The organism is Pseudomonas sp. UBT, assembly GCF_050915955.1.
Classification (GTDB): Bacteria; Pseudomonadota; Gammaproteobacteria; order Pseudomonadales; family Pseudomonadaceae; genus Aquipseudomonas; species Aquipseudomonas antarctica_A.
Map to the genome: position 1 here is coordinate 4,643,131 of NZ_CP168079.1, position 22,856 is coordinate 4,665,986.

General features: G+C 60.6%; 22 protein-coding genes. 13 read left to right on the plus strand and 9 right to left on the minus strand.

Annotated elements, in window-relative coordinates:
- The first annotated feature begins 183 nt into the window (after positions 1-183).
- The 8 genes from ACDZ94_RS21385 to ACDZ94_RS21420 all read left to right on the plus strand — a co-directional run bounded on the left by ACDZ94_RS21385 (position 184) and on the right by ACDZ94_RS21420 (position 7,175).
- Positions 184-1,047, plus strand: coding sequence for a sensor domain-containing diguanylate cyclase (locus ACDZ94_RS21385; RefSeq protein WP_064453021.1), 864 nt, complete (start codon positions 184-186; stop codon positions 1,045-1,047).
- A gap of 157 nt (positions 1,048-1,204) precedes the next feature.
- Positions 1,205-1,672, plus strand: coding sequence for a GNAT family N-acetyltransferase (locus ACDZ94_RS21390; RefSeq protein ID WP_064453022.1), 468 nt, complete (start codon positions 1,205-1,207; stop codon positions 1,670-1,672).
- A complete protein-coding gene (gene copC / locus ACDZ94_RS21395; RefSeq protein ID WP_407016690.1) occupies positions 1,666-2,031 on the plus strand; it encodes a copper homeostasis periplasmic binding protein CopC in 366 nt (121 codons plus the stop codon). Before ACDZ94_RS21390 ends, copC begins: the two co-directional genes overlap by 7 nt.
- A gap of 3 nt (positions 2,032-2,034) precedes the next feature.
- Entirely contained in the window at positions 2,035-2,892 is an 858-nt protein-coding gene (gene copD / locus ACDZ94_RS21400; protein WP_221295149.1) for a copper homeostasis membrane protein CopD, read from the plus strand.
- Between the two features lie 184 nt (positions 2,893-3,076).
- Positions 3,077-4,339, plus strand: a complete 1,263-nt coding sequence (locus tag ACDZ94_RS21405) for an OprD family porin (protein ID WP_221295150.1) — start codon at positions 3,077-3,079, stop codon at positions 4,337-4,339.
- Positions 4,340-4,533: 194 nt separating this feature from the next.
- Positions 4,534-5,358 (plus strand): NAD-dependent epimerase/dehydratase family protein, encoded by an 825-nt coding sequence (locus ACDZ94_RS21410; RefSeq protein WP_407016687.1) that lies wholly within the window; start codon positions 4,534-4,536, stop codon positions 5,356-5,358.
- 30 nt (positions 5,359-5,388) lie between these two features.
- Complete coding sequence (locus ACDZ94_RS21415) at positions 5,389-6,264, plus strand: SMP-30/gluconolactonase/LRE family protein (RefSeq protein WP_432750777.1); 876 nt, start codon at positions 5,389-5,391, stop codon at positions 6,262-6,264.
- Positions 6,265-6,278: 14 nt separating this feature from the next.
- A complete protein-coding gene (locus tag ACDZ94_RS21420; protein ID WP_432750778.1) occupies positions 6,279-7,175 on the plus strand; it encodes an aldose 1-epimerase in 897 nt (298 codons plus the stop codon).
- A gap of 54 nt (positions 7,176-7,229) precedes the next feature.
- On the opposite strand, the gene ACDZ94_RS21425 is transcribed toward ACDZ94_RS21420, so the two are convergent.
- The 5 genes from ACDZ94_RS21425 to ACDZ94_RS21445 form a co-directional block, all read right to left on the minus strand.
- On the minus strand, positions 7,230-8,384 hold the full coding sequence (locus tag ACDZ94_RS21425; RefSeq protein ID WP_064453028.1) for an HlyD family secretion protein: 1,155 nt from the start codon (positions 8,382-8,384) through the stop codon (positions 7,230-7,232).
- Entirely contained in the window at positions 8,381-10,027 is a 1,647-nt protein-coding gene (locus tag ACDZ94_RS21430; protein ID WP_432750779.1) for an MFS transporter, read from the minus strand. The genes ACDZ94_RS21425 and ACDZ94_RS21430 overlap by 4 nt, the downstream gene beginning before the upstream one ends.
- Before the next feature lie 198 nt (positions 10,028-10,225).
- A complete protein-coding gene (locus ACDZ94_RS21435; RefSeq protein WP_432750780.1) occupies positions 10,226-11,038 on the minus strand; it encodes a sulfite exporter TauE/SafE family protein in 813 nt (270 codons plus the stop codon).
- Positions 11,039-12,283 (minus strand): FAD-dependent oxidoreductase, encoded by a 1,245-nt coding sequence (locus tag ACDZ94_RS21440; protein WP_432750781.1) that lies wholly within the window; start codon positions 12,281-12,283, stop codon positions 11,039-11,041.
- A 51-nt stretch (positions 12,284-12,334) separates the two neighbouring features.
- A complete protein-coding gene (locus tag ACDZ94_RS21445) occupies positions 12,335-12,670 on the minus strand; it encodes an ArsR/SmtB family transcription factor (RefSeq protein ID WP_053256978.1) in 336 nt (111 codons plus the stop codon).
- A 109-nt stretch (positions 12,671-12,779) separates the two neighbouring features.
- On the opposite strand from ACDZ94_RS21445, the gene ACDZ94_RS21450 reads away from it, so the two are divergent.
- Positions 12,780-13,643 (plus strand): MBL fold metallo-hydrolase, encoded by an 864-nt coding sequence (locus tag ACDZ94_RS21450; protein WP_432750782.1) that lies wholly within the window; start codon positions 12,780-12,782, stop codon positions 13,641-13,643.
- Positions 13,644-13,647: 4 nt separating this feature from the next.
- On the opposite strand, the gene ACDZ94_RS21455 is transcribed toward ACDZ94_RS21450, so the two are convergent.
- The 4 genes from ACDZ94_RS21455 to ACDZ94_RS21470 all read right to left on the minus strand — a co-directional run bounded on the left by ACDZ94_RS21455 (position 13,648) and on the right by ACDZ94_RS21470 (position 17,570).
- Positions 13,648-14,862: an HD-GYP domain-containing protein gene (locus ACDZ94_RS21455; protein ID WP_432750783.1), complete on the minus strand. Its 1,215-nt coding sequence runs from the start codon at positions 14,860-14,862 to the stop codon at positions 13,648-13,650.
- A gap of 25 nt (positions 14,863-14,887) precedes the next feature.
- A complete protein-coding gene (locus ACDZ94_RS21460) occupies positions 14,888-16,513 on the minus strand; it encodes a methyl-accepting chemotaxis protein (protein ID WP_432750784.1) in 1,626 nt (541 codons plus the stop codon).
- 184 nt (positions 16,514-16,697) lie between these two features.
- A complete protein-coding gene (locus tag ACDZ94_RS21465) occupies positions 16,698-16,925 on the minus strand; it encodes a hypothetical protein (RefSeq protein ID WP_084375795.1) in 228 nt (75 codons plus the stop codon).
- A gap of 162 nt (positions 16,926-17,087) precedes the next feature.
- On the minus strand, positions 17,088-17,570 hold the full coding sequence (locus ACDZ94_RS21470) for an Lrp/AsnC family transcriptional regulator (protein ID WP_017847498.1): 483 nt from the start codon (positions 17,568-17,570) through the stop codon (positions 17,088-17,090).
- Positions 17,571-17,764: 194 nt separating this feature from the next.
- On the opposite strand from ACDZ94_RS21470, the gene ACDZ94_RS21475 reads away from it, so the two are divergent.
- From ACDZ94_RS21475 to lpdA, 4 genes are read left to right on the plus strand one after another with little or no spacing between them, the layout of a single operon-like run.
- Complete coding sequence (locus tag ACDZ94_RS21475; RefSeq protein WP_221295159.1) at positions 17,765-19,000, plus strand: 3-methyl-2-oxobutanoate dehydrogenase (2-methylpropanoyl-transferring) subunit alpha; 1,236 nt, start codon at positions 17,765-17,767, stop codon at positions 18,998-19,000.
- Between the two features lies 1 nt (position 19,001).
- Complete coding sequence (locus tag ACDZ94_RS21480; RefSeq protein ID WP_432750785.1) at positions 19,002-20,060, plus strand: alpha-ketoacid dehydrogenase subunit beta; 1,059 nt, start codon at positions 19,002-19,004, stop codon at positions 20,058-20,060.
- Positions 20,061-21,320: a dihydrolipoamide acetyltransferase family protein gene (locus ACDZ94_RS21485; protein WP_432750786.1), complete on the plus strand. Its 1,260-nt coding sequence runs from the start codon at positions 20,061-20,063 to the stop codon at positions 21,318-21,320. It abuts the gene before it with no gap.
- Positions 21,321-21,323: 3 nt separating this feature from the next.
- A complete protein-coding gene (gene lpdA / locus ACDZ94_RS21490; protein ID WP_432750787.1) occupies positions 21,324-22,703 on the plus strand; it encodes a dihydrolipoyl dehydrogenase in 1,380 nt (459 codons plus the stop codon).
- Positions 22,704-22,856: the final 153 nt, after the last annotated feature.

Consider the following 22,856-nt stretch of genomic DNA (forward strand, 5'->3'; position numbering starts at 1 on the left):
CATTAGGCTACACGCCATCATGAGGTGCCGAGCAGATTGCTCGACTGCGCAACGGTGGTGCTGGCCTTTGAACGCCGTTGATCGACAGATCGGGCTTGGCGCCTGAAAGTCTGCAGGATTCCTCGGCAACGTCCTTCGCGATCGGGCTATGATCGGCGAATCTGAACCGGACGCCCCTGACCTATGGCCGTTGACCTGCAAGCCCTCTATCCAAAGTTGATACACCTGATGCTGGACACGGTGTTCGTGGTCGACAGCGATAACCTGATCGTCTTTGTGAGTGATGCCTGTGAAGCGCTGCTCGGTTACCGTGCCGACGAACTGACCGGCACACTCATTACCGACTACATGCACCCAGAGGAACTGCCGCGCACCCGGGCCTCGATCGTGCGGGTCATGAACGGCCAGCCTCACGTCGACTTCCGCAACCGCTATATCCGCAAGAACGGCAGTGTCGTGCATATCCTGTGGGCGGCATTCTGGTCCGAAGAAGTCGGTGCGCGGATCGGTGTTGCGAGGGACGTAACGGCCCTCACACAGGCTGAGGAAGAGTTACGGTTCCTTGCCCATCATGATCCGCTGACGGCCCTCACCAACCGCTCGCTGTTCAATGATGGGCTGGCGTCGGCCCTGCAAGCAGCACAGCGCCACACCACCACGTTTGCGTTGCTGTTTCTGGACGTCAATGACTTTAAGGGCATCAACGACGTGCATGGCCATGCCGTGGGCGATCGGGTGCTCTGTGTGATCGCACGACGGCTGGAACGCTGCGTACGCGAGAGCGACCTGGTGGCCCGGATGGGCGGGGATGAATTCACGGTGCTGCTGACGGATATCCAATCGCAAGAAGCTGTTTGCGCGAAAGTGGCGCAGATACTCGCGGTCATGGCCGAACCGCTGGGCGCCGAGTTTGATGGGGTAAAAATGCCGTCTTGCAGTGTGGGTGTGGCGTTTTATCCGGCAAACGGTGAGGACGCCGATACGCTGCTCAGCCACGCAGACAGCGATATGTACCGGATAAAAAGGCAGCGATTTGCCGTGAAGTGACGAACTTCGCGCGGGGCGATCCTCCGACAGCACCATGGCCTCAAGACTGACGTCGGCTCAGGATCAAGGCGACCGGGCATAATGAAACTTCTTACGCGAACCTTTCCCCCCAAAAACGGATTGGTTAGGATCGCGATCCCCATGAAGGATCATTGCAATGACTACTCGACCTCGCGTGGCCGCCGACGACACCGTGCTGGGAGCGTTGTGGGAGCGCTCGGTACGGGCCACCCATGACTTCCTCACTGAGGACGACATTCAACGTTTACTGCCCCTGGTACGCGACACCTACCTGCCGATGCCTGCCATCGACGTGTGGGTGTTCGAGGATAACGCAGGCATCGCCGGTTTTATCGGCACCGGCGGGCACACTGTGGAAATGCTGTTTATCGACCCCGACCGCCGTGGCCAGGGCATCGGCCGGCAATTGCTCGACCATGCCCGCGCACGCCTCGGCACGCTGATCGTGGACGTAAACGAACAAAACCCGCAGGCCGTGGGGTTCTACCTGCACTATGGTTTTATCCAGGTCGCGCGCTCGCCGCTGGATGGCGAGGGCAAACCCTTTCCTGTGCTGCACATGGCATTACCGACTCCCTCCACTGAAGGTACTGAACAATGTTGATCAAGAAAGCCCTGACCACCGTCACTCTGCTCGCTTCTCTGCTGGGCGCCTCGGCGGCATTTGCCCATGCCCACCTGAAAAGCGAAACGCCCGCCGCCGACAGCACTGTCGCAGCGCCCGCGGACTTGCGCCTGACCTTCAGCGAAGGCGTCGAAGCAACCTTCACCAAGGTGTCCCTGAGCAAGGACGGCACCGAAGTCGCGATCAAAGGCCTGGAAACGCCCGACGCCGACAAGAAAACCCTGGTGGTGACGCCTGCCGCCCCACTGGCCGCCGGCACCTACAAAGTGGTGTGGAACGCGGTGTCGGTCGACACCCACAAGAGCAACGGTGAATACAGCTTCAAGGTCGGCCAATAACCCATGGCGACCCTGCTGGTGCTGTGCCGTTTCCTGCATTTCATCGTCGTGCTGTTGATGTTCGGGGCCTGTGTGTTCAGGCCCTGGCTCTTGGGCGCTGAACCGCAGCCGACACTGGACCGGCAACTGCTGCGCATCACCCGTGCCTTGGCGTGGCTGGGGCTGGGCTCCGGCGTGGCCTGGTTGCTGTTAATCACGGCGAGCATGGCCGGCAGTTGGGATGCGGCCCTGCAACCGGCAACCGTGCAATTGGTGCTGGGCAAAACCTTTTTCGGCCAGGTGTGGGTCTGGCATTTATTGCTGAACCTGCTGCTGGTAATCGTGTTGATCAAACCCTGGCCGGTAGTGCGCCTGCCGGTGAGCGCACTGCTGCTGGCGACGCTGGCCCCCGTTGGCCACGGCGCCATGCTCAATGGGCTGAGCGGGCAATTGCTGATTCTGAACCAGGTGGTGCATTTAGTCTGCGTCGGTGCCTGGCTCGGCGGGCTGTTGTTGCTGGTGTTGATCCTCAGGCAGTCACAAGCGCGCGCGCTGCAACCTATCCTCCAACGCTTCAGCGGAGTGGGTTACGCCCTGGTCGCCGGCCTGCTGGTGACGGGTTTGATCAACGTGCGCGTGCTGACCGGGCAGCTGTGGCCCACGCCGCTGTTCAACGGGTTTGCCCTGATTCTGTTGATCAAAGTGCTGCTGGTGCTGGGCATGTTGGCGCTGGCGCTGCTGAACCGGCTACGCATCGAGCATTGCGAGCAACGGCTGGGGAGCTTGAAGGCCAGCGTGATGCTGGAAGGGCTGTTAGGCGTTTGTGCAGTCGCCGCTGTTTCCCTGCTTGGCACCCTTCCTCCGATGGTGATGGCCGGCTGAATTCACGGCACGCTCAAGCCCACGTCGATTACCCACACTGACGCGCCCACTTCAGACCGATCAACACGAAGTCATCGTATAACTTCTGCTTGACACCCCGCGAAAACCCCGCAAATATCTCGTCAAATGTTGTACGACGACGTACGACAAATAATAAAAACAACAAACGAAACGGAGCCTCACTGTGAGTCAATTCGCCCGCAATTCCTCCTCGCGTATCGGCCTGATCGGTCTAAGCAGCCTGGCGTTCACTCTTCCCCTCAACGCCCAGGCCGATGGTTTTATCGATGACGCCACGGCCACGCTCAACCTGCGCAACGCCTACTTCAACCGTAACTTCACCAACCCGACCTATCCCCAGGCCAAGGCCGAAGAGTGGACGCAGAACTTCATCCTCGATGCCAAATCGGGCTTCACCCAGGGCACCGTGGGTTTCGGGCTTGATGTGTTGGGGCTGTATTCGCAGAAGCTCGATGGCGGTAAAGGCACCGGGGGCACCCAATTGCTACCGATCGGCAGTGACGGCCGCCCCGCTGACAATTTCGGGCGCCTGGGCGTGGCGCTGAAAACCAAACTGTCGAAGACCGAATTGAAAGTCGGCGAATGGATGCCGGTGCTGCCGATCCTGCGCTCGGACGATGGTCGCTCCCTGCCCCAGACCTTTCGCGGTGGCCAGGTCACCTCCAATGAAATCGCCGGGCTGACCCTTTATGGCGGGCAGTTTCGCGGTAACAGCCCGCGTAACGATGGGAGCATGGAAGACATGTTCATGAACGGCAAAGCCGCGTTCACCTCTAACCGTTTCAATTTCGGCGGCGGCGAATACAGCTTCAACGACAAGCACACTCAAGTCGGCGTGTGGTACGCCGAGCTGAGCGATATCTACCAGCAACAGTTTTTCAACCTGACGCACAGCCAGCCCGTGGGCGATTGGACCCTGGGCGCCAACCTCGGTTACTTCAACGGCAAGGAAGACGGCAGTGCCCTGGCCGGAGACTTGAACAACAAGACCCTCTCCGCACTGCTCTCGGCCCGATACAACGGCAACACCTTCTATGTGGGCTTGCAGAAACTGACCGGCGATAGCTTGTGGATGAGGGTTAATGGCACCAGCGGCGGCACCCTGGCCAACGACAGCTACAACTCCAGTTATGACAACGCCAGGGAAAAGTCCTGGCAAGTGCGCCATGACTTCAACTTCGTGGTGCTCGGCATTCCCGGGCTGACCATGATGAACCGCTATATCAGCGGCAGTAACGTACACACCGGTGCGATCACGGATGGCAAGGAATGGGGCCGCGAATCGGAACTGGCCTACACCGTGCAGAGTGGCGCGCTGAAGGATTTGAACGTGCGCTGGAGGAATTCGACCCTGCGTCGGGATTTCAGCAACAATGAATTCGATGAAAATCGGATCTTTATCAGTTACCCGATTTCCTTGTTGTAACTGGGTCAATGTGGGAGCTGGCTTGCCTGCGATAGCGGTGTATCAGTAACCGCAATATCAACTGACCGACCACCATCGCCAGCCAGTTCCCACAATGAGTCACTTGTCATCAGGAAGAACGTTGACAACGTAGGGAATGCAAAACGATACTTTCATCAAGTCATACGACAACCTACAACAACAATGGAACCCTCATGACCACCACCACAACCGCACCTGTTCCATTCAACCGCCTGCTGCTCACCGGTGCAGCCGGCGGGCTGGGTAAAGTCTTGCGCGAACGCCTGCGCCCTTACGCCAAGGTGCTGCGCCTGTCGGACATCGCCAACATGGCCCCGGCCGTCGATGTCGGCGAAGAAGTGCAGCCGTGCGACCTCGCCGACAAACAAGCCGTGCACCATTTGGTAGAAGGTGTCGACGCCATCCTGCATTTCGGCGGCGTTTCGGTAGAGCGTTCGTTCGAAGAAGTGCTCGGCGCGAATATCTGCGGCATTTTCCACATCTATGAAGCCGCCCGCCGCCAGGGTGTAAAGCGCGTGATCTTCGCCAGCTCCAACCACGTGATCGGTTTCTACAAGCAAGGCGAAACCATCGACGCACATTCGCCGCGCCGCCCGGACAGCTACTACGGGTTGTCCAAGTCCTACGGTGAAGACATGGCGAGTTTCTACTTTGATCGCTATGGCATCGAGACCGTGAGCATCCGCATCGGCTCCTCGTTCCCAGAGCCGCAAAACCGCCGGATGATGCACACCTGGCTGAGTTTCGATGACCTGACTCAATTGCTCGAACGCGCGCTGTACACGCCGAACGTCGGCCACACCGTGGTCTATGGCATGTCGGATAACCTCGACACCTGGTGGGACAACCGCTATGCCGCGCACCTGGGTTTTGCGCCCAAGGACACTTCCGAAGTGTTCAGGGCGCAGGTCGAAACGCTGCCACCCGTCGCTGCCGATGACCCGGCGAAGCGCTATCAAGGCGGCGCATTCTGCGCGGCGGGACCGTTCGGTGACTGAGTGCACAGCAACCCAAGGGAATGAGTGACCATGAGTGCCGAATTGATTGTCGACGCCCGCAATGCCGTGGGCGAGTGCCCGGTGTGGGTGCCGCAGGAAAACGCGCTGTACTGGGTGGATATCCCCAACGGCGGCCTGCAACGCTGGAGCGCCACCACCGGCCATGTCGCCGCCTGGAAAGCGGCGCAAATGCTTGCGTGCATTGCCCGCACCACAACAGGCAATTGGCTCGCCGGCATGGAAACCGGTTTTTTCCAACTGACCCCGCACAACGATGGCAGCCTCGACACTACGCTTCTGGCGAGTGTCGAGCACCCGCGCCCGGACATGCGCCTCAACGATGGCCGCTGTGATCGCCAGGGCCGTTTCTGGGCCGGCAGCATGGTGCTGAACATGGGGTTGAACGCGGCCGAGGGCACCCTTTACCGCTACGCCTCAGGTGTGGCGCCGCAGGCTCAGTTAAGCGGTTTTATCACCCTGAATGGCCTGGCCTTCAGCCCTGACGGCCGCACAATGTACGCGTCGGACTCCCATCCGCTGGTGCAGCAGGTCTGGGCCTTCGATTACGACATCGAAACCGGCACGCCGTCCAATCGCCGGGTGTTTGTCGATATGCATCAGTACCCCGGGCGCCCCGACGGCGCAGCGGTAGATGCCGACGGCTGCTATTGGATCTGCGCCAATGACGCCGGGCTGATTCACCGCTTCACCCCCGAGGGTCGCCTCGACCGTTCCCTGAGCGTGCCGGTGAAAAAACCCAGCATGTGCGCCTTTGGCGGCAGCCGCCTGGACACGTTGTTCGTCACCTCGATCCGTGACGACCAGAGTGAACAGTCACTGGCCGGCGGCGTATTCGCCCTGGACCCTGGCGTCCAGGGCCTGCCCGAACCGACCTTTGCCCTCTAATGGGTTGGACTGCGATGCTGATTGAACTCGAAGATAACCTGACCCACCTCACCCTGGCTCCGGCCGTGGGCGGGAGCATCGTCAACTGGCGCGTGCGCGCCACCGGGCAAGCGCTGTTGCGACACACGGATGAGCACGCGCTGAACAGCGGTTTGCCGGGCAAGCTGGGGTGTTATCCCTTGGCGCCCTGGTCCAACCGCATCGCCCTGGGCGGTTTTGACAACCCCGATGGCTGGCTGGACCTGACGCCCAACAGCCTCACCGATCCGTTGCCGATCCATGGCTCAGCCTGGCAACAGGCGTGGCGGGTGGTCAGCCAGACGGCGGATGAAGTGGTGCTCGAGGTGGTGTGCGGCACACCGTTCGCCTACCGCGCCGAGCAGCGGTTTCGCTTGAATAACGGTGAGCTGAGCATCGCGTTGCGCGTGACGCATCTGGCTGAGCACGCGGCGTGGCACGGTTTGGGCTTGCACCCCTACTTGCCGCGTCAGCCAGGCACACGGTTGCAGGCCAGGGCTAAGCAGGTGTGGTTGAGTGATGCGTCGAAGCTGCCTACCGGGCTGGCGCCAGTGCCGGAAAATTGGGACTTCAAGGTCTCAAAAGCCCTGCCCGCAGGCCTGGTGGACAATGGGTTTTGCCAATGGGACGGGCATTGCCGGATTGAGCAGCCGGAGCTGGGGTATGTGCTGGAGTGCCGGGCGACCGGCGCCGATTACTTCCTGTTGTACTGCCCGCCGGGGTTGGGGTTCTTTTGCATTGAGCCGGTGAGCCATCCGGTGAATGCCCATCATCTGCCAGGGCGGCCCGGCCTCAAACTGTTAGAACAAGGCCAATCAATCCAACTCGATTTCAACCTCAACTACCATCCAACTGCGGGAGCGGGCTTGCTCGCGAATGCGCTGGATCAGTAACACACCCACCGACTGACACACCGCATTCGCAATGCCTACTCCCACATGTCTGTGTCAGGGCGGTGTGTTTTTGAGGCGCCCTGCCGTGTCGATACTCACCACCACCGACAACCCCGGCCGCAGGCGCTCGATCTCGGCCTGGTCGGGGTCAACCGTAATCCTCACCGGCACCCGCTGGGCAATCTTCACAAAGTTGCCGGTGGCATTGTCCGCCTGCAACAGGCTGAACTCCGACCCGGTCGCCGGGGAAATATGCTGCACCGTGCCGTGAAACTTGCGGTGGTTCAGCGCATCCACGGTGAAGGTCACCGGCTGGCCAACCTGCACATTGTCCATCTGGGTTTCTTTCATATTGGCAATCACCCACAACTGGGGCGGTACCAGGGCCATCAACTGCGCGCCGGAGTTGACGTAGGCACCGAGGCGTACGCCAATCTGCCCCAGTTGGCCGTCACGCGGCGCGATGATGCGGGTGTTGGACAGGTCGATACGCGCCAGTTCCACGGCCGCATCGGCACTCGCCACAGCGGCTTCCAACGAACCGCGATTGACGATCACCGTTTGCAGGTCCTGCCGGGCAATTTCCAGGCTGGCCTGGGCCTGGGCCACAGCGGCGATGGTCTGCGCATTCGCGGCGCGGGCCACATCCAACTCACGCTTGGACACCGAACCGTCGCTGATCAACTCTTCGTTTCGGCGCAGGTCGGCAGTGCTTTTGCGCGCCTGGGCCTGGCTGTCCACCAGTGCGGCCTGGCGCAGCTTGATCGTCGCTTCGGCGCTGTTGCGTTGCTGCACCACGTTGGCCAACGAGGCTTTCTGCACGGCCAGTTGCGCCAGTGCCTGGTCGAGGCGTTGCTTGTAGATGCGGTCATCCAGGCGCACCAACAGGTCGCCGGCCTTGACGAACTGGAAGTCCTGCACCGGCACTTCATACACATAGCCGCTCAGTTGCGGGCCGATAATCGTCACCTGCCCGCGCACCAGGGCGTTCTCGGTGGTTTCCACCGCGCTGCTGAACGGTGGCAATTGCCAGGCATACAGCACGATCAGCACACCGACGATGGCGATCGCGGCAAAGCCCAGGGACGAGATGATGCGCACCCGCAGCGAGCGCGGCTCGGTGACCGATGCACCCGGCGGCGTGGTGCCTTCCGGGGTGGACGCGATGGCGTTAGTGGTGGTCGTGGTGCTGGTGGTCGGTTCGGTCATGAATTAACGCCGCTGGGTTGAACGAGAGGGGCTGCTGTCTTGGTGGTACTCATCAGCCACAGACTGCGGATAAATATCCAGAGCATGGTGAGGATCGCGATGATCGCAATCAACATGAACACATCGTTGTAGGCCATCACGTTCGCCTCACGCGTGGCCGCAGTGGCCAGGCTGCGGATGCCCATCAGGTTGCGCAATTGCGGGTCGGCGATGACGCCGCCATAGGCCGAACCGCCGCTCTGCACCCGCGCGGCCACAAGCGGGTCAAGCAGGGTCAGGTGCTCGACGATCATGCTGGAGTGGTACTTCTCGCGCACGATCTGGAAGGTGCCCAGCAAGGCCGCGCCAATCAGGCCCCCAAGGTTCTGGCAAATGCCGAACATCACCGAGAAACTCACCAGGTTGCGCGGGTTGGTCAACACGTTTTTCGTGCCCAGCACCATCGTCGGCCCGAGAAAGAATGTGCCGCCAAAGCCTAGCAGGAACTGGCTGATGTACAGGTTCTGCGGGCGGGTCAGGTTGCTCGAGAAGCTATCCATTACCGAGCCCGTGGCCATCAGCGCCAGGGAGATGATCAACGGCATCAGCAAGTGGGCCGGGTTGATCGTCAGCGCACTGACCACCAGCCCGGCAATCGCCCCGGCCAGCATCACCACGTACAACGTGTGCATCTGCTGGTAGCTCATGTTCAACATCTGCATGAACCCCACGGCGCCGGTGGACTGCTCCGACAGCACCATGCGAATCAGCACCACCGCCAGCGCCAGGCGGATCATCACGCCACTGCCCAACCAACGGGTCATCAGCAACGGGTTTTTGCGGTTATGCTCGATGGCCAGGCCAGCCATGATCAGCACCAGGGAACAGGCCGAGGCGACGCCGATCCACGGCGCTTCCAGCCACCAGTCGATACGCCCCAGGGACAGCACCGCGCAGAGCAGTGCCACGCCGGTGGCGAGGATGCCGAAGGTGAGGAAGTCGAGTTTTTCAAAAGTCTTGAAGCGATCGCCGGGCGGCAACTTGAGCAGAAATACGCAGCCAAGGCAGATCAGTGCCAGGCCCAGTTCAAACAGGTACAACCCGCGCCATTCGGCGATTTGCAGCAAATCTTCGGAGAACAATCGCGCCAGCGGCAACGCCAACTGCGCGGTGCCCAGCCCCAGCACCAGGGCTTTCATGCGCCACTTCGCCGGGAACGCCTGGATCATGTAGTACAAGCCCAACGAACTCAGTGCCGCACCCACCATACCGTGGGCCGCCCGCACCGCAATCGCCGAACTGAGGTCGTTGACGAACAAATGGCCGAAGGTCACCAGTGCATACAGTACCAGGAACACCTCGGTAAACGCACGCAAGCCGAACTGCTGGCGAAACTTCACCAGCAACAGGTTCATGCACACGTTGGTCATGACATAAGCAGCGGGCAGCCAGGCCATCTCGGCGGTGGTCGCGCCGAGAGCACCCTGCAGGTATTGCAGGTTGGCGATCACCAGGGCGTTGCCCAGCCCGCCGGTAATCGCGACCAATACGCCGACCAGCGCAAACAGCCAGCGCTTGTGCGTGGGGTGCAGCGGCGTCGACGGCGAGCCGGGCAGGCTCGGTCGCTCGTGGGGCTGCCAGGTGTGGGGGGTGTATTTGTCCATTGCATGACCTTGATGATCCGACGTGCAAGGCCGGTGAATCCGTGACTCAGGGCCTAGTAAACCTGAGAGGCGTTCATCTTGCCATGTCAAATATGTACACGGTCAACACGGTGAGAGATGGCTTGCCTGCGATCGCGGTGGGTCAGCCACACCGCTATCGCAGGCAAGCCAGTTCTCACAGTTGGACTGTATTCCAGGTCAGGGTGAGAGTGTTGCCTTGATGAGCATTCCGACAGCCACCAGCACACACAGGCTCGCGAAGCCTACCTGCAAGGTTCGTGCGCTGATCAACGAACACAAACGCCGCCCCGCCAGCATGCCGACAATGCTGGCGCCGATGAACACCCAGCCCACGGGCCCGATAGTCACACCGGCGTGCATCGCACCCGCCACGCCGATCAGTGAAATCAGGCTGATCACCATCAACGATGTAGCCACAATGCCGCGCATCTGCACATCGGTCAGTTGCTTGAACGCCGGCACGATCAGAAACCCGCCGCCCACGCCGAGCAAGCCCGACACCGCGCCGGTCACTGCGCCCAGCGCTGCCAGGGTGGCCGTGCATTTGGCGGTCCAGGCCAGGCGCCCGGTTTGCTGGTTGAGCATGCAGTTTTTTTGGCCCCAGGACGCGGCACCATGGTCGCTGGGCCCGGCCTCGACCTTTTCACGTTGCAACATGCGCCAGGCCACCAGCACCATCAACGCGCTGAACAAGCCCATCAGCAGGTGCTCCGACAACTGGTGTGCGACAAACACACCCAGCGGTGAAAACAGCGCCCCGAGCAAGGCAATCAACAACGCGGCACGGTAGCGCACCAGGCCGTGACGCAACCCATGAACCGCCCCGACCGCCGCCGCCGCACCTACGGCGAGCAACGACACCGGTGCCGCCTGGGTCATGGTCAAGCCCAGCCCCAGTACCAACGCCGGCACCGCGAGGATGCCGCCGCCCGCGCCGGTCAGGCCCATGACCAGGCCCATCAATAACCCCAACACACTCGCCAGCAGCATTTAATCCACCTTGCTCAGGCGGGTCAGCCATTCGCGGCCCTTGAGCATGCCGTTCCAGTAGAACCACGGCAGCAGCGTGGCCTTGAGAAACCACATCGAGCGGCGCGCCCGGGTCGGGTCCAATGGAAAGGTCGGCAGCAGTTTGCCGCCGTAACCGAACTCGGCCAGCACCACCTTGCCCTTCTCCACCGTCAGCGGGCACGAACCATAGCCGTCGTACTTGAGCGGCAGCGGCGCCTGCTTGCGCAGGGCCAGCAGGTTTTCCGCGACGACCACGATCTGTTTGCGCACGGCGGCGGCGGTCTTGGCGTTGGTGGTGCCGCATACATCGCCGAGGCCGAAGATGTGCGGGTAGCGCAAGTGCTGCAAGCTGTGGGGGTGCACTTCGCACCAGCCGGCGGCATCGGCCAGGAGGCTTTGGCGGATGAAGTCCGGGGAGACTTGCGGCGGAACCACGTGCAGCAGGTCAAAGGTTTTCTCTTCAACCGTGACAGTGCCCTCGGCGTTTTTTACTTCGAACCAGGCCTTGCGTGCCGGGCCATCAACCCTGATCAGGTTTGAGTTGAACGCCAGGTGCGCGTTGTATTTCTCGATGTATTTCATCAGCGGCGGCACAAAGGTCGCCACCCCGAACAGGGCCGCTCCCGCCAGGTTGAATTCCACGTCAATGTTCTTCAGGTGGCCTTGCTTGAGCCAGTGATCGCAGGACAGGTACATGGCCTTTTGCGGCGCGCCCGCGCATTTTATCGGCATGGCCGGCTGGGTAAAAATCGCCTTGCCGCCCTTGAGTTGCTGCACCAATTGCCAGGTGTAGGCAGCGTGCTGGTAACTGTAGTTGGAGGTGACGCCGTTCTGGCCGAGGGTGTCTTGCAGGCCTTCGACTTTCTCCCAGGCCAGGCGCAGGCCGGGACAGACGATGAGGTTGTTCCAGGTGACGCGCTGGCCACTGTCGAGCACCAGCGTGTGTTCTTCGGGCTGCAACTCGGTGACGGTGGCCTGCACCCAGGTGACGCCGTTGGGTAGCACGTCGGCCAGTGGGCGCCGGGTCTTTTTCAGGTCGTAGGCACCGCCGCCGACAAGGGTCCAGGCCGGCTGGTAGCAGTGGAATTCGCTCGGTTCGATCAGGGTGATGTTCAGGTGCGGGTCGCGCTTGAGCAAGCTGGCCAGCAGGCCGATACCTGCCGAGCCGCCGCCGATGACTACGATGTCGCCACTGATGGTTGGTCCACAGTGTTGCTCGGTCATGGTCTTTTGCCTTTTATAGTCAATGCACACAAGGGTCGCTGCCGGATGGCGTCACGCCCAGCTTTTCATGACCGCGCCGCAGTACAGCCCGGACAAGGTTTTCATCACTTGAATCACTTCGTGGCTGGCCAGCCCGTAGAAAATGTATTTGCCTTCCCGACGGGTGGCGACCAACCCTTCGTCACGCAAGATGCCCAACTGTTGAGACAGCGTGGGCTGGCGCACGCCGGTCATGGTTTCCAGCTCGCCGACGTTGCGCTCGCCCTGGGTCAACTGGCACAAGATCAACAAGCGGTCCTCATTGGCCAGCGCCTTGAGCAAGGAGCAAGCCTTGGACGCCGACGCGCGCAACTGGGCGACTTCGCCCTCACTCAGAGTAGATTCCATTTGCCTCGGGTCCTTTACGTCACTTAAGCTCAAAACATTATGTGTAATCATAAACTGATTGTAACCACATTTTTCTTCTTCATTTTTTTCCTCAACAGGGACAGCCGCCATGCCAGCGTTGATTCAAGCCTTTCTGGACGAGGCATCGTCGACCTTCACCTATGTCCTCTATGAAAACGACGGTGGCCCGTGCGCCATCGTCGACTCGGTGCTCAACTACGACCCGGCTTCCGGGCGCACGGATACGGCCCAAGCCGACAAAGTCATCGCCTTTGTGCGCGAGCATCGCTTGCAGGTGCAATGGCTGCTGGAAACCCACGCCCATGCCGATCACCTGTCCGCCGCGCCCTACCTGCGGCGTACGCTGGGTGGCAAGATCGCCATCGGCCAATCGATCAGCAAGGTGCAGGGCGTATTCAAGCATTTGTTCAACCTGGAGCCGGAATTTCGCGTCGATGGCTCGCAGTTCGACCACCTGTTTGCGCCGGATGAGATCTTTCATATCGGCAATTTAAAGGCCCAGGCACTGCATGTGCCCGGGCATACGCCGGCGGACATGGCGTATTTGGTCGACGGCCGCTTGATCCTGGTGGGCGACACCCTGTTCATGCCCGACGTCGGCACCGCCCGCTGCGATTTCCCCGGCGGCGATGCGCGCCAATTGTATGCGTCGATGCGCAAGTTGCTGGCCTTCCCACTGGAGACCGAGCTGTACGTGTGCCATGACTATCCACCTGAGGGCCGTGCAGCCAAGTGCTTGACCACCGTGGCAGAACAACGCGCGGGGAATATCCATGTGCATGACGGGGTGGAGGAAGCAGCGTTTGTGGCGATGCGCACGACACGCGATGCCGGGTTGGGAATGCCGACGCTGCTACTGCCGGCGATCCAGGTGAATGTGCGGGCGGGGAATATGCCGCCAGCGGAGGAGAATGGCGTGGTCTATCTGAAGATTCCGCTGAATCAGCTGTGAGCGGCTAATCGAAATAGGACCCTTTGGTGCGCGCGAGCCCCGACCACAATTCGTCGACGTGCTTGAAGCCCCACTCCTCAGCGTTCTCGCGCGCCACAATCTTGTCGGGTTGCTTGGCCAGATTGACCACCACTTGGCTAATCGGCAAACGGGAACGTGCGGAAAAGAACACCTTTACCAGCGGCGTGAGCAGTGAAGTGGGCGTTTGTTCGATAACGACGCCGACACGCCCACTCTCCAGGCGCACCAGGGTTCCTACCGGGTATATGCCCACGCACCGGACAAACGCCTGAAACACCCTTTCGTCAAAATGGCCTTTCCATTCGGCCATTTTCTGAATCGCTTCGGCGGGGCCCCATCCGCGCTTGTAGGGGCGTTCGGACGTGATGGCATCGTACACGTCACATACCGCCCCCATTTGTGCGAACAGGCTGATCTGGTTCTGGACCAGCCCATGCGGGTAGCCGCTGCCATCGCACTTTTCATGGTGATGCCAGCACACATCCAGCACCAGTGCGCTGATCTGTGGGCATTGTCGCAGCATGGCTGCGCCCTGCGCCGGGTGCTGGCGCACCGAGGCGAACTCAAGCTCGGTCAACGTGCCGGGTTTACTCAGGATCGCGTCGGCAACGGCCATTTTGCCAACATCGTGAAACAACCCGGCCAAGCCCGCTTCCTGGATCATGTCGGGTGACATCTCCAGCTGGCGTGCCAGTGCGATCATTAACCCACACACAGCCACCGAGTGCATGTAGGTGTATTCATTGGTGGTCTTCAGGCGGGCCAGGCTGAGCAAGGCATGGGGGTGTCGCAGCAACGACTGGGAGATATCGTCCACCAGTTGGGTCACCTGCGTGGGCGCGACCGCCCCGCCCATGCGCAACTCCCCGAACATGGTAATAACCGCACGCTTGGCAACCCCACACAACTTTACCGCGCGAGCCACTTCCGCCTTCATCTCGTGACGGATCAGCACCTCTCGGGGCTTGGCCGGCGCCGGTGCCGAGTGCAACGTGGCCGCGACAACGGGTGTCACGTCGCAACCCTTGAGTGTATCAATCCATACATTCTGAATCTGCGACGCCTGCAGGCGCTGCAGATCCTCGGCGCGCTCCAGTAAGAATTGGTTTTTCCAAAAACCATGCTCGATCCAGGCACCCTCGAGTTTATGGATATACATGCCCAAAATCGCTTGCGACGCAGGAATGCGTTTCAACATAGGCCATCCCTCACTGCGTGCACCGTCAGGCGATGGAAAAACGGGCCACGATGTGCTTGAGGTCCATCGCCAACTTCGACAGTTCGTGGCTGGCAATCGACGTTTGCCCGGCGGCTGACGAACTCTGGATCGACAGGTCGCGGATACTGATCAGGTTCTGATCTACCGAACGGGCCACATGGGCCTGCTCCTCGGAAGCAGTTGCGATCAGCAGGTTTCTGTCATTGATATCGGCAATGGCGTCGGTAATCTGAAGGATGGCCTGGCCGGCTTCATGAGCAATTTTCAATGAGTCCACCGCTTCGCTGCGGTTCATGCTCATGGAGGCGACGGCGTCGCTGGAACAGGTCTGGATCTTCGCGATCATCTGCTCGATTTCCTGCGTCGAAGTCTGAGTGCGGTGGGCCAATGCCCGCACTTCGTCGGCCACTACCGCAAAGCCGCGCCCCTGCTCACCGGCCCGCGCTGCTTCAATGGCGGCGTTCAGTGCCAGCAGGTTAGTCTGTTCGGCAATCGAGCGGATCACTTCCACCACCCGGGCAATGTCCTGCGCCTGCCTGGCCAGGCCTTCGACTTCCACACCGGTCTGCTGCACCGTGGCGCTGAGTTTTTCAATCGCGGCAATGGTCTGGGTGACGCGCTCCTGGCCGATTTTCGCCGAGCGCTGGGAGTCCTGGGTCGATTGGGAGGCCGAGACCGCGTTGCGGGCCACTTCCTCCACGGCAGCCGTCATCTGATTGACCGCCGTGGCGGCCTGATCGGTTTCCTGGCTCTGGCGCTCAATACCTGCGCTGGACTCACGGGTAATCGAACTCATCTCTTCGGCAGCCGAAGCCAATTGCCCTGAGGCTTCGGAGATGTTCTGCAAGGTGGTCTTGAGGTTCATCTGCATGGCCGCCGTGGACTGCTGAAGCGCCGTCAGCTCATCCTTGCCATCCACGGTAATCGCCACGCGTAGGTCGCCTTCAGCGATCTTCGCGGTCGATACGAGCAATTCACGTACCGGTTTAATGATACTGCGGGTAAACAGGCCGGCGACTGCCACGGCCAACAGCAGTGAAACCGCCATCAGCCCCCAGGTAAACAGACGCGTCGCAGTGTGCTCGCTGGCGGCGACCTGCACGGCCTGCTGCGAGCCGCGCTCGTTCAACTGGATCAATTCGCTGATCGAACCCTGTACCTTTACGGCGATGGGGCTCAGCACGTCATGCATGTAGACCGCGAGCCGTGCAGCGTCCCCTGTGGCAGCGATCGCAAGAAAGCCGTCGACCTGCTGGTTGTAACTTCGAATACCACTGAGGACCTCGTCATATTTAGCCTGCTCCTCGGCACTCGACACCATGGCCGCATAACTCTCGGCGACCTTGGTCAGGTCCGCCCGGATGCTCTGGATTGTCTCCGGTGAGCCCTGAGTTTTCATGACCACGTCCATCGCAAAGCCGCGCAACTCCAGGCGCAGCTTATACAGGGCGGAGTCGATTTTCCCGGCCAGACGAACACTCGGCAGCCAGTTGGTTTCAATTTCAACGGTCGAGGCATAAATGGTATCGACTTTTACCAGCGTCATGCCCCCCTGAATTAATAGCAGAAGGCAAACTACGCCAAAACAAAGGGCGGCACGGAGGTTTAACTTCACGGATCTCATGGACATAGCTACTCACCTCTTGCCTGGTCTTATTAGTTAAGTGGCTTATAGCTACCATCGTGTGTAGTCATGTGTGAAAAATATGTGAGCACTCACGTAAAAATTTATTATTTCGGCAAACAACGTTCAGACTTTTCTGTTACTTAGCTAACAAACAAAGTCGCCCCACCCTTGCGTACAACCCGCCAGGTCATTCGACTTCAGCCTCTTCACTAAGTAGCGAATACATCGCATTACAGGAGCGATCACAGTTTCGGCCGACCGTTTCCAGGTGGCGTTTCAATGACGCACTGATCGGCGGCGGCAGGCAACTTAGCGTTTCGATCAGCGCGGCCATATCTTCCAGTGCTGCGGCAATAGAAAGCTGAGTTAGATTAAAGTCGTAGAGCGCACGGCATATTAATTGCTGATTATCCATGACGTATCCCGCCATTTAAAAATTCAGCTTAGCAGGTGCATTGGAACGCTCAGATGAAAGTCCTGATTATATTGATGAGCATCAATAAAAAGATGGAAACGTCTCTGGACACGGTCAGCATTTGACTCGGCAGCGCAACGTAGCGCCGCCGTCTACCTTTAATCAGACCATCAAGCCATCCGGCGGCAAGGGCAACGCCGTCTTATAACGCACTTGTTTGAGCGCAAAGCTTGAGCGGATGTTGGCTACGCCCGGTACCTTGGTCAGAAAGTCCATCATGAAGCGTTCCAACGACTGGATTGTCGGCACCAGCACGCGGATCAGGTAATCGGGGTCGCCAGCCATCAGGTAGCACTCCATCACTTCCGGGCGGTCCGAGATCGCGCCTTCAAACTGCTGCAAGGCCAGTTCATTCTGCTTTTCCAGGCTGACGTGGATGAACACGTTGACGTGCAGCCCGAGCAAATCCGCGTCGAGCAGCGTGACCTGGTCGCGGATCAGGCCCAATTCCTCCATCGCCTTGACCCGGTTGAAACACGGTGTGGGTGACAGATTGACCGAGCGAGCCAGGTCGGCGTTGGTGATGCGGGCGTTCTCCTGCAAGGCGTTGAGAATGCCGATATCGGTACGGTCCAGTTTGCGCATGAGACAAAATCACCTGTTTTTTATGGTTATGCAGTTTTTTTATCCGCAAATGATCGCGAGCGCAACGAAACACAGATAAATATTCTTCTACGCCACGCCTATGATGTTTGTAGGACAAGATTTCTCCTACCCGGAGACTGACTGTCAGCTAGCGCGCCCACTACAAGAATTCACAAGATCGAGCGTAGAAAGCCATGAATCAGCCATATGCACCATTGCGCCTGCACGTTCCCGAACCCTCGGGCCGCCCAGGCTGCAAGACCGACTTTACCTACCTGCGTCTGACCGACGCCGGCCTGGTGCGCAAACCCGCCATCGATGTAGAACCCGCCGACACCGCCGACCTGGCAAAAGGCCTGATTCGCGTGCTCGACGACCAGGGCCAGGCCCTTGGCCCGTGGGGCGAAGGCGTACCGGTCGAGATCCTGCGCAAGGGCATGCGCGCCATGCTCAAGACGCGGATTTTCGACAACCGCATGGTGGTCGCCCAGCGTCAGAAAAAAATGTCGTTCTACATGCAAAGCCTGGGCGAAGAAGCCATCGGCAGCGCCCAGGCCCTGGCCTTGAACATCGACGACATGTGCTTCCCCACCTACCGTCAGCAAAGCATCCTGATGGCCCGGGAAGTGCCGCTGGTGGACCTGATCTGCCAACTGTTGTCCAACGAGCGCGACCCGCTCAAGGGCCGTCAGTTGCCGATCATGTATTCGGTCAAAGACGCCGGTTTCTTCACGATTTCCGGCAACCTTGCCACCCAATTCGTACAGGGCGTGGGCTGGGGCATGGCCTCAGCGATCAAGGGAGATACCAAAATCGCCTCGGCCTGGATTGGCGACGGCGCCACCGCCGAATCCGACTTTCACACCGCCCTCACCTTCGCCCACGTCTACCGTGCGCCGGTGATTCTCAACGTGGTCAACAACCAGTGGGCCATCTCCACCTTCCAGGCCATCGCCGGCGGTGAAGCCACCACCTTCGCCGGACGCGGCGTCGGCTGCGGTATCGCCTCCCTGCGTGTGGACGGCAACGATTTTATCGCGGTGTACGCCGCCTCAGCCTGGGCTGCCGAGCGCGCGCGCCGCAACCTCGGGCCAACCCTGATCGAGTGGGTCACCTACCGCGCCGGTCCACACTCCACCTCCGATGACCCTTCCAAATATCGCCCCGCCGATGACTGGAGCCACTTCCCGTTGGGCGACCCGATTGTCCGTCTCAAGCAGCACCTGATCAAGATTGGCCAGTGGTCCGAAGAGGAACACGCGGCGGTCAGTGCCGAACTTGAAGCCGAAGTCATCGCGGCACAAAAAGAAGCCGAACAGTACGGCACCCTGGCCGGTGGCCAGATTCCAAGCGCCGCGACCATGTTCGAAGACGTCTATAAAGAGATGCCGGAGCACTTGAAGCGCCAGCGTCAAGAGTTGGGGATCTGACATGAACGATCACAACAACAGCATTGAACTGGAAACCGCCATGACCACCACCACCATGACCATGATCCAGGCCCTGCGCTCGGCCATGGATGTGATGCTTGAGCGTGACGACAATGTGGTGGTGTTCGGCCAGGACGTTGGATACTTCGGCGGAGTGTTCCGTTGCACCGAAGGGTTGCAGAACAAGTACGGCAGCTCGCGGGTTTTCGACGCGCCGATCTCGGAAAGCGGCATCGTCGGCGTGGCCGTGGGCATGGGTGCCTACGGCCTGCGCCCGGTCGCGGAAATCCAGTTCGCCGACTATGTGTACCCTGCCACTGACCAGATCATCTCGGAAGCGGCGCGCCTGCGTTATCGCTCGGCCGGCCAGTTCACTGCGCCGCTGACCATGCGCATGCCCTGCGGCGGCGGCATTTACGGCGGCCAGACCCACAGCCAGAGTATCGAAGCGGTGTTCACCCAGGTCTGCGGCCTGCGCACGGTAATGCCGTCCAACCCGTATGACGCCAAAGGCCTGCTGATCGCCTCCATCGAAAACGATGACCCGGTGATCTTCCTCGAGCCCAAGCGCCTGTACAACGGCCCGTTCGATGGCCACCACGATCGCCCGGTCACGTCGTGGTCGAAACACCCGCAAGCACAAGTGCCGGACGGTTACTACACCGTGCCGCTGGACATCGCCGCTATCGTGCGCCCCGGCTCGGCCGTCACCGTGCTGACCTACGGCACCACGGTGTATGTGTCGCAAGTGGCCGCCGAAGAAACCGGCATCGACGCCGAAGTCATCGACCTGCGTAGCCTGTGGCCGCTCGACCTGGAAACCATCGTCAAGTCGGTGAAGAAGACCGGTCGTTGCGTGGTGGTGCATGAAGCCACCCGCACCTGCGGCTTTGGTGCCGAGCTGGTAGCGCTGGTGCAAGAGCATTGCTTCCACCACCTGGAAGCGCCGATCGAACGCGTCACTGGTTGGGACACGCCCTACCCGCACGCGCAAGAGTGGGCGTATTTCCCAGGGCCGTCCCGAGTGGGCGCGGCGTTGAAACGGGTTATGGAGGTCTGAATGGGCACGCACGTTATCAAGATGCCGGACATTGGCGAAGGCATCGCAGAAGTTGAACTGTCGGTATGGCACGTGAAGGTTGGCGACCTGGTGGTTGAAGACCAGGTGCTCGCGGATGTGATGACCGACAAGGCGATGGTGGACATTCCCTCGCCGGTGCACGGCAAAGTGATTTCCCTCGGCGGCGCGCCGGGTGAAGTCATGGCCGTGGGCAGTATTTTGATCAGCATCGAAGTGGAAGGCGCGGGCAATGCAAAAGAGGCGCCGGCAGTGGCTGAACCGGTAAAAGCGGTGCCGGCGCCGGTGGTGGAAGCCAAGCCTGCGCCAGCCGCCAGCAAACCCGCGCCGCTCGTGGCGACTCAAGCACCTGTGGCCCGCGAAGCCGACGAACGCCCACTGGCCTCCCCTGCCGTGCGCAAGCATGCGCTGGATGCCGGGATTCAGCTGCGTCTGGTCCAGGGCACTGGCCCGGCGGGCCGCATTTTGCACGAAGACCTGGAGGCTTACTTGCTTCAGGGTCCGGCAAAAACTTCTGCGGCGAGCAACCCTTACGCCGAACGCAACAGCGAAGAACAGATCCCGGTGATCGGCATGCGCCGCAAGATCGCCCAGCGTATGCAGGACGCCACCCGCCGCGCCGCGCATTTCAGCTACGTGGAAGAAATCGACGTCACCGCCCTCGACGAGCTGCGCGTGCACCTCAATGAGAAACATGGCGCTACACGCGGCAAGCTGACCCTGCTGCCATTCATCGTGCGCGCCATGGTCGTGGCGCTGCGCGATTTCCCACAGATCAACGCGCGTTACGACGACGAAAACCAGGTCATCACCCGCCTCGGCGCGGTGCATGTAGGCGTCGCCACCCAGAGCGACGTGGGCTTGATGGTGCCGGTGGTGCGCCACGCCGAAGCACGCAGCCTGTGGGGCAATGCCGAGGAAATCGCACGTTTGGCCACCGCTGCACGCAATGGCAAGGCCAGCCGTGATGAGCTGTCCGGCTCCACCATTACCTTGACCAGCCTCGGCGCGCTGGGCGGCATCGTCAGTACACCCGTGCTGAACCTGCCGGAAGTGGCGATTGTCGGCGTCAACCGCATTGTCGAGCGGCCAATGGTCATCAAAGGCCAGATCGTGGTGCGCAAGATGATGAACCTCTCCAGTTCCTTCGATCACCGCGTGGTCGACGGCATGGACGCGGCGCAATTCATCCAGGCCATTCGCGGCCTGCTCGAACAACCCGCCAGCCTGTTTTTGGAGTAAGGCATGTCTCAGACATTGAACACGACGCTGCTGATTATCGGCGGCGGCCCTGGTGGTTATGTGGCCGCGATTCGGGCGGGTCAGCTGGGTATCCCGACCATTTTGGTAGAAGGCCAGGCGCTGGGCGGCACGTGCCTGAATATCGGCTGCATTCCGTCCAAGGCGTTGATCCATGTGGCCGAGCAGTTCCAGCAAACCGTGCACCATAGCCAGGGCTCACAGTTGGGCATCGAAGTGGATGTGCCGACCCTCGACATCCGCAAGAGCGTGGAATGGAAAGATGGCATCGTCGACCGGTTGACCACCGGCGTTGCCGCGCTGCTGAAGAAGCACAAAGTGCAGGTGATCCACGGCTGGGCCAAAGTAGTGGACGGTAAAACCGTCGACGTCGGCGACCAGCGCATCCAATGCGAACACCTGGTGCTGGCCACCGGTTCGAAAAGCGTCAACTTGCCGATACTGCCAATTGGCGGGCCGATCATCTCCTCAACCGAAGCGCTGGCGCCCACCCGCGTCCCCAAGCGATTGGTTGTGGTGGGTGGCGGCTATATTGGCCTGGAGCTGGGCATTGCCTACCGCAAGCTCGGTGCCGAGGTCAGTGTGGTCGAGGCGCAGGAACGTATCCTGCCCGCTTACGACGGCGAGCTGACACTGCCCGTGGCAGAATCCCTCAAGCAGTTGGGCGTCAAGCTGTACCTCAAGCACAGCGTGACCGGTTTTGAGAACAACAGCCTGCAAGTGCGTGACCCGAATGGCGACACCCTGTCGCTGGAGACGGATCAGGTGCTGGTGGCCGTGGGTCGCAAACCCAACACCCAGGGCTGGAACCTCGAAGCGCTGAACCTGGAGATGAACGGTTCGGCGATCAAGATCGACAGCCGTTGCCAGACCAGCATGCGCAACGTGTATGCCATCGGCGACGTAAGCGGCGAGCCGATGTTGGCGCACCGGGCTATGGCCCAGGGTGAAATGGTTGCCGAACTGATCAGCGGTAAATCCCGCGAATTCAACCCGGCGGCCATCCCGGCGGTGTGCTTTACCGACCCGGAACTGGTGGTGGTCGGCAAGACCCCGGACGAAGCCAAGGCGGCGGGCCTTGACTGTATCGTGTCGAGCTTCCCGTTTGCGGCCAATGGCCGGGCAATGACGCTGGAGTCTAAAACCGGCTTCGTGCGTGTAGTCGCGCGGCGTGACAACCACCTGATTGTCGGCTGGCAGGCCGTAGGCGTGGGTGTGTCGGAACTGTCCACGGCCTTCGGCCTGAGCCTGGAAATGGGCGCGCGCCTGGAAGACGTAGCGGGCACCATCCACGCCCACCCGACCCTCGGCGAAGCTGTGCAGGAAGCTGCTTTAAGGGCCTTGGGTCACGCGCTGCACCTTTAAAACCGCGGTGAGGCCATCGCGGGCAAGCCCGACTCCCACAGAGGAATACATTCCAAAGGTGGGAGCTGGCTTGCCTGCGATAGCGGTGGATCAGCCAACACACCTGCTGAATGGCCCGCCCACCCGCTCCCACACCGGCCAAGAATGAAGTAT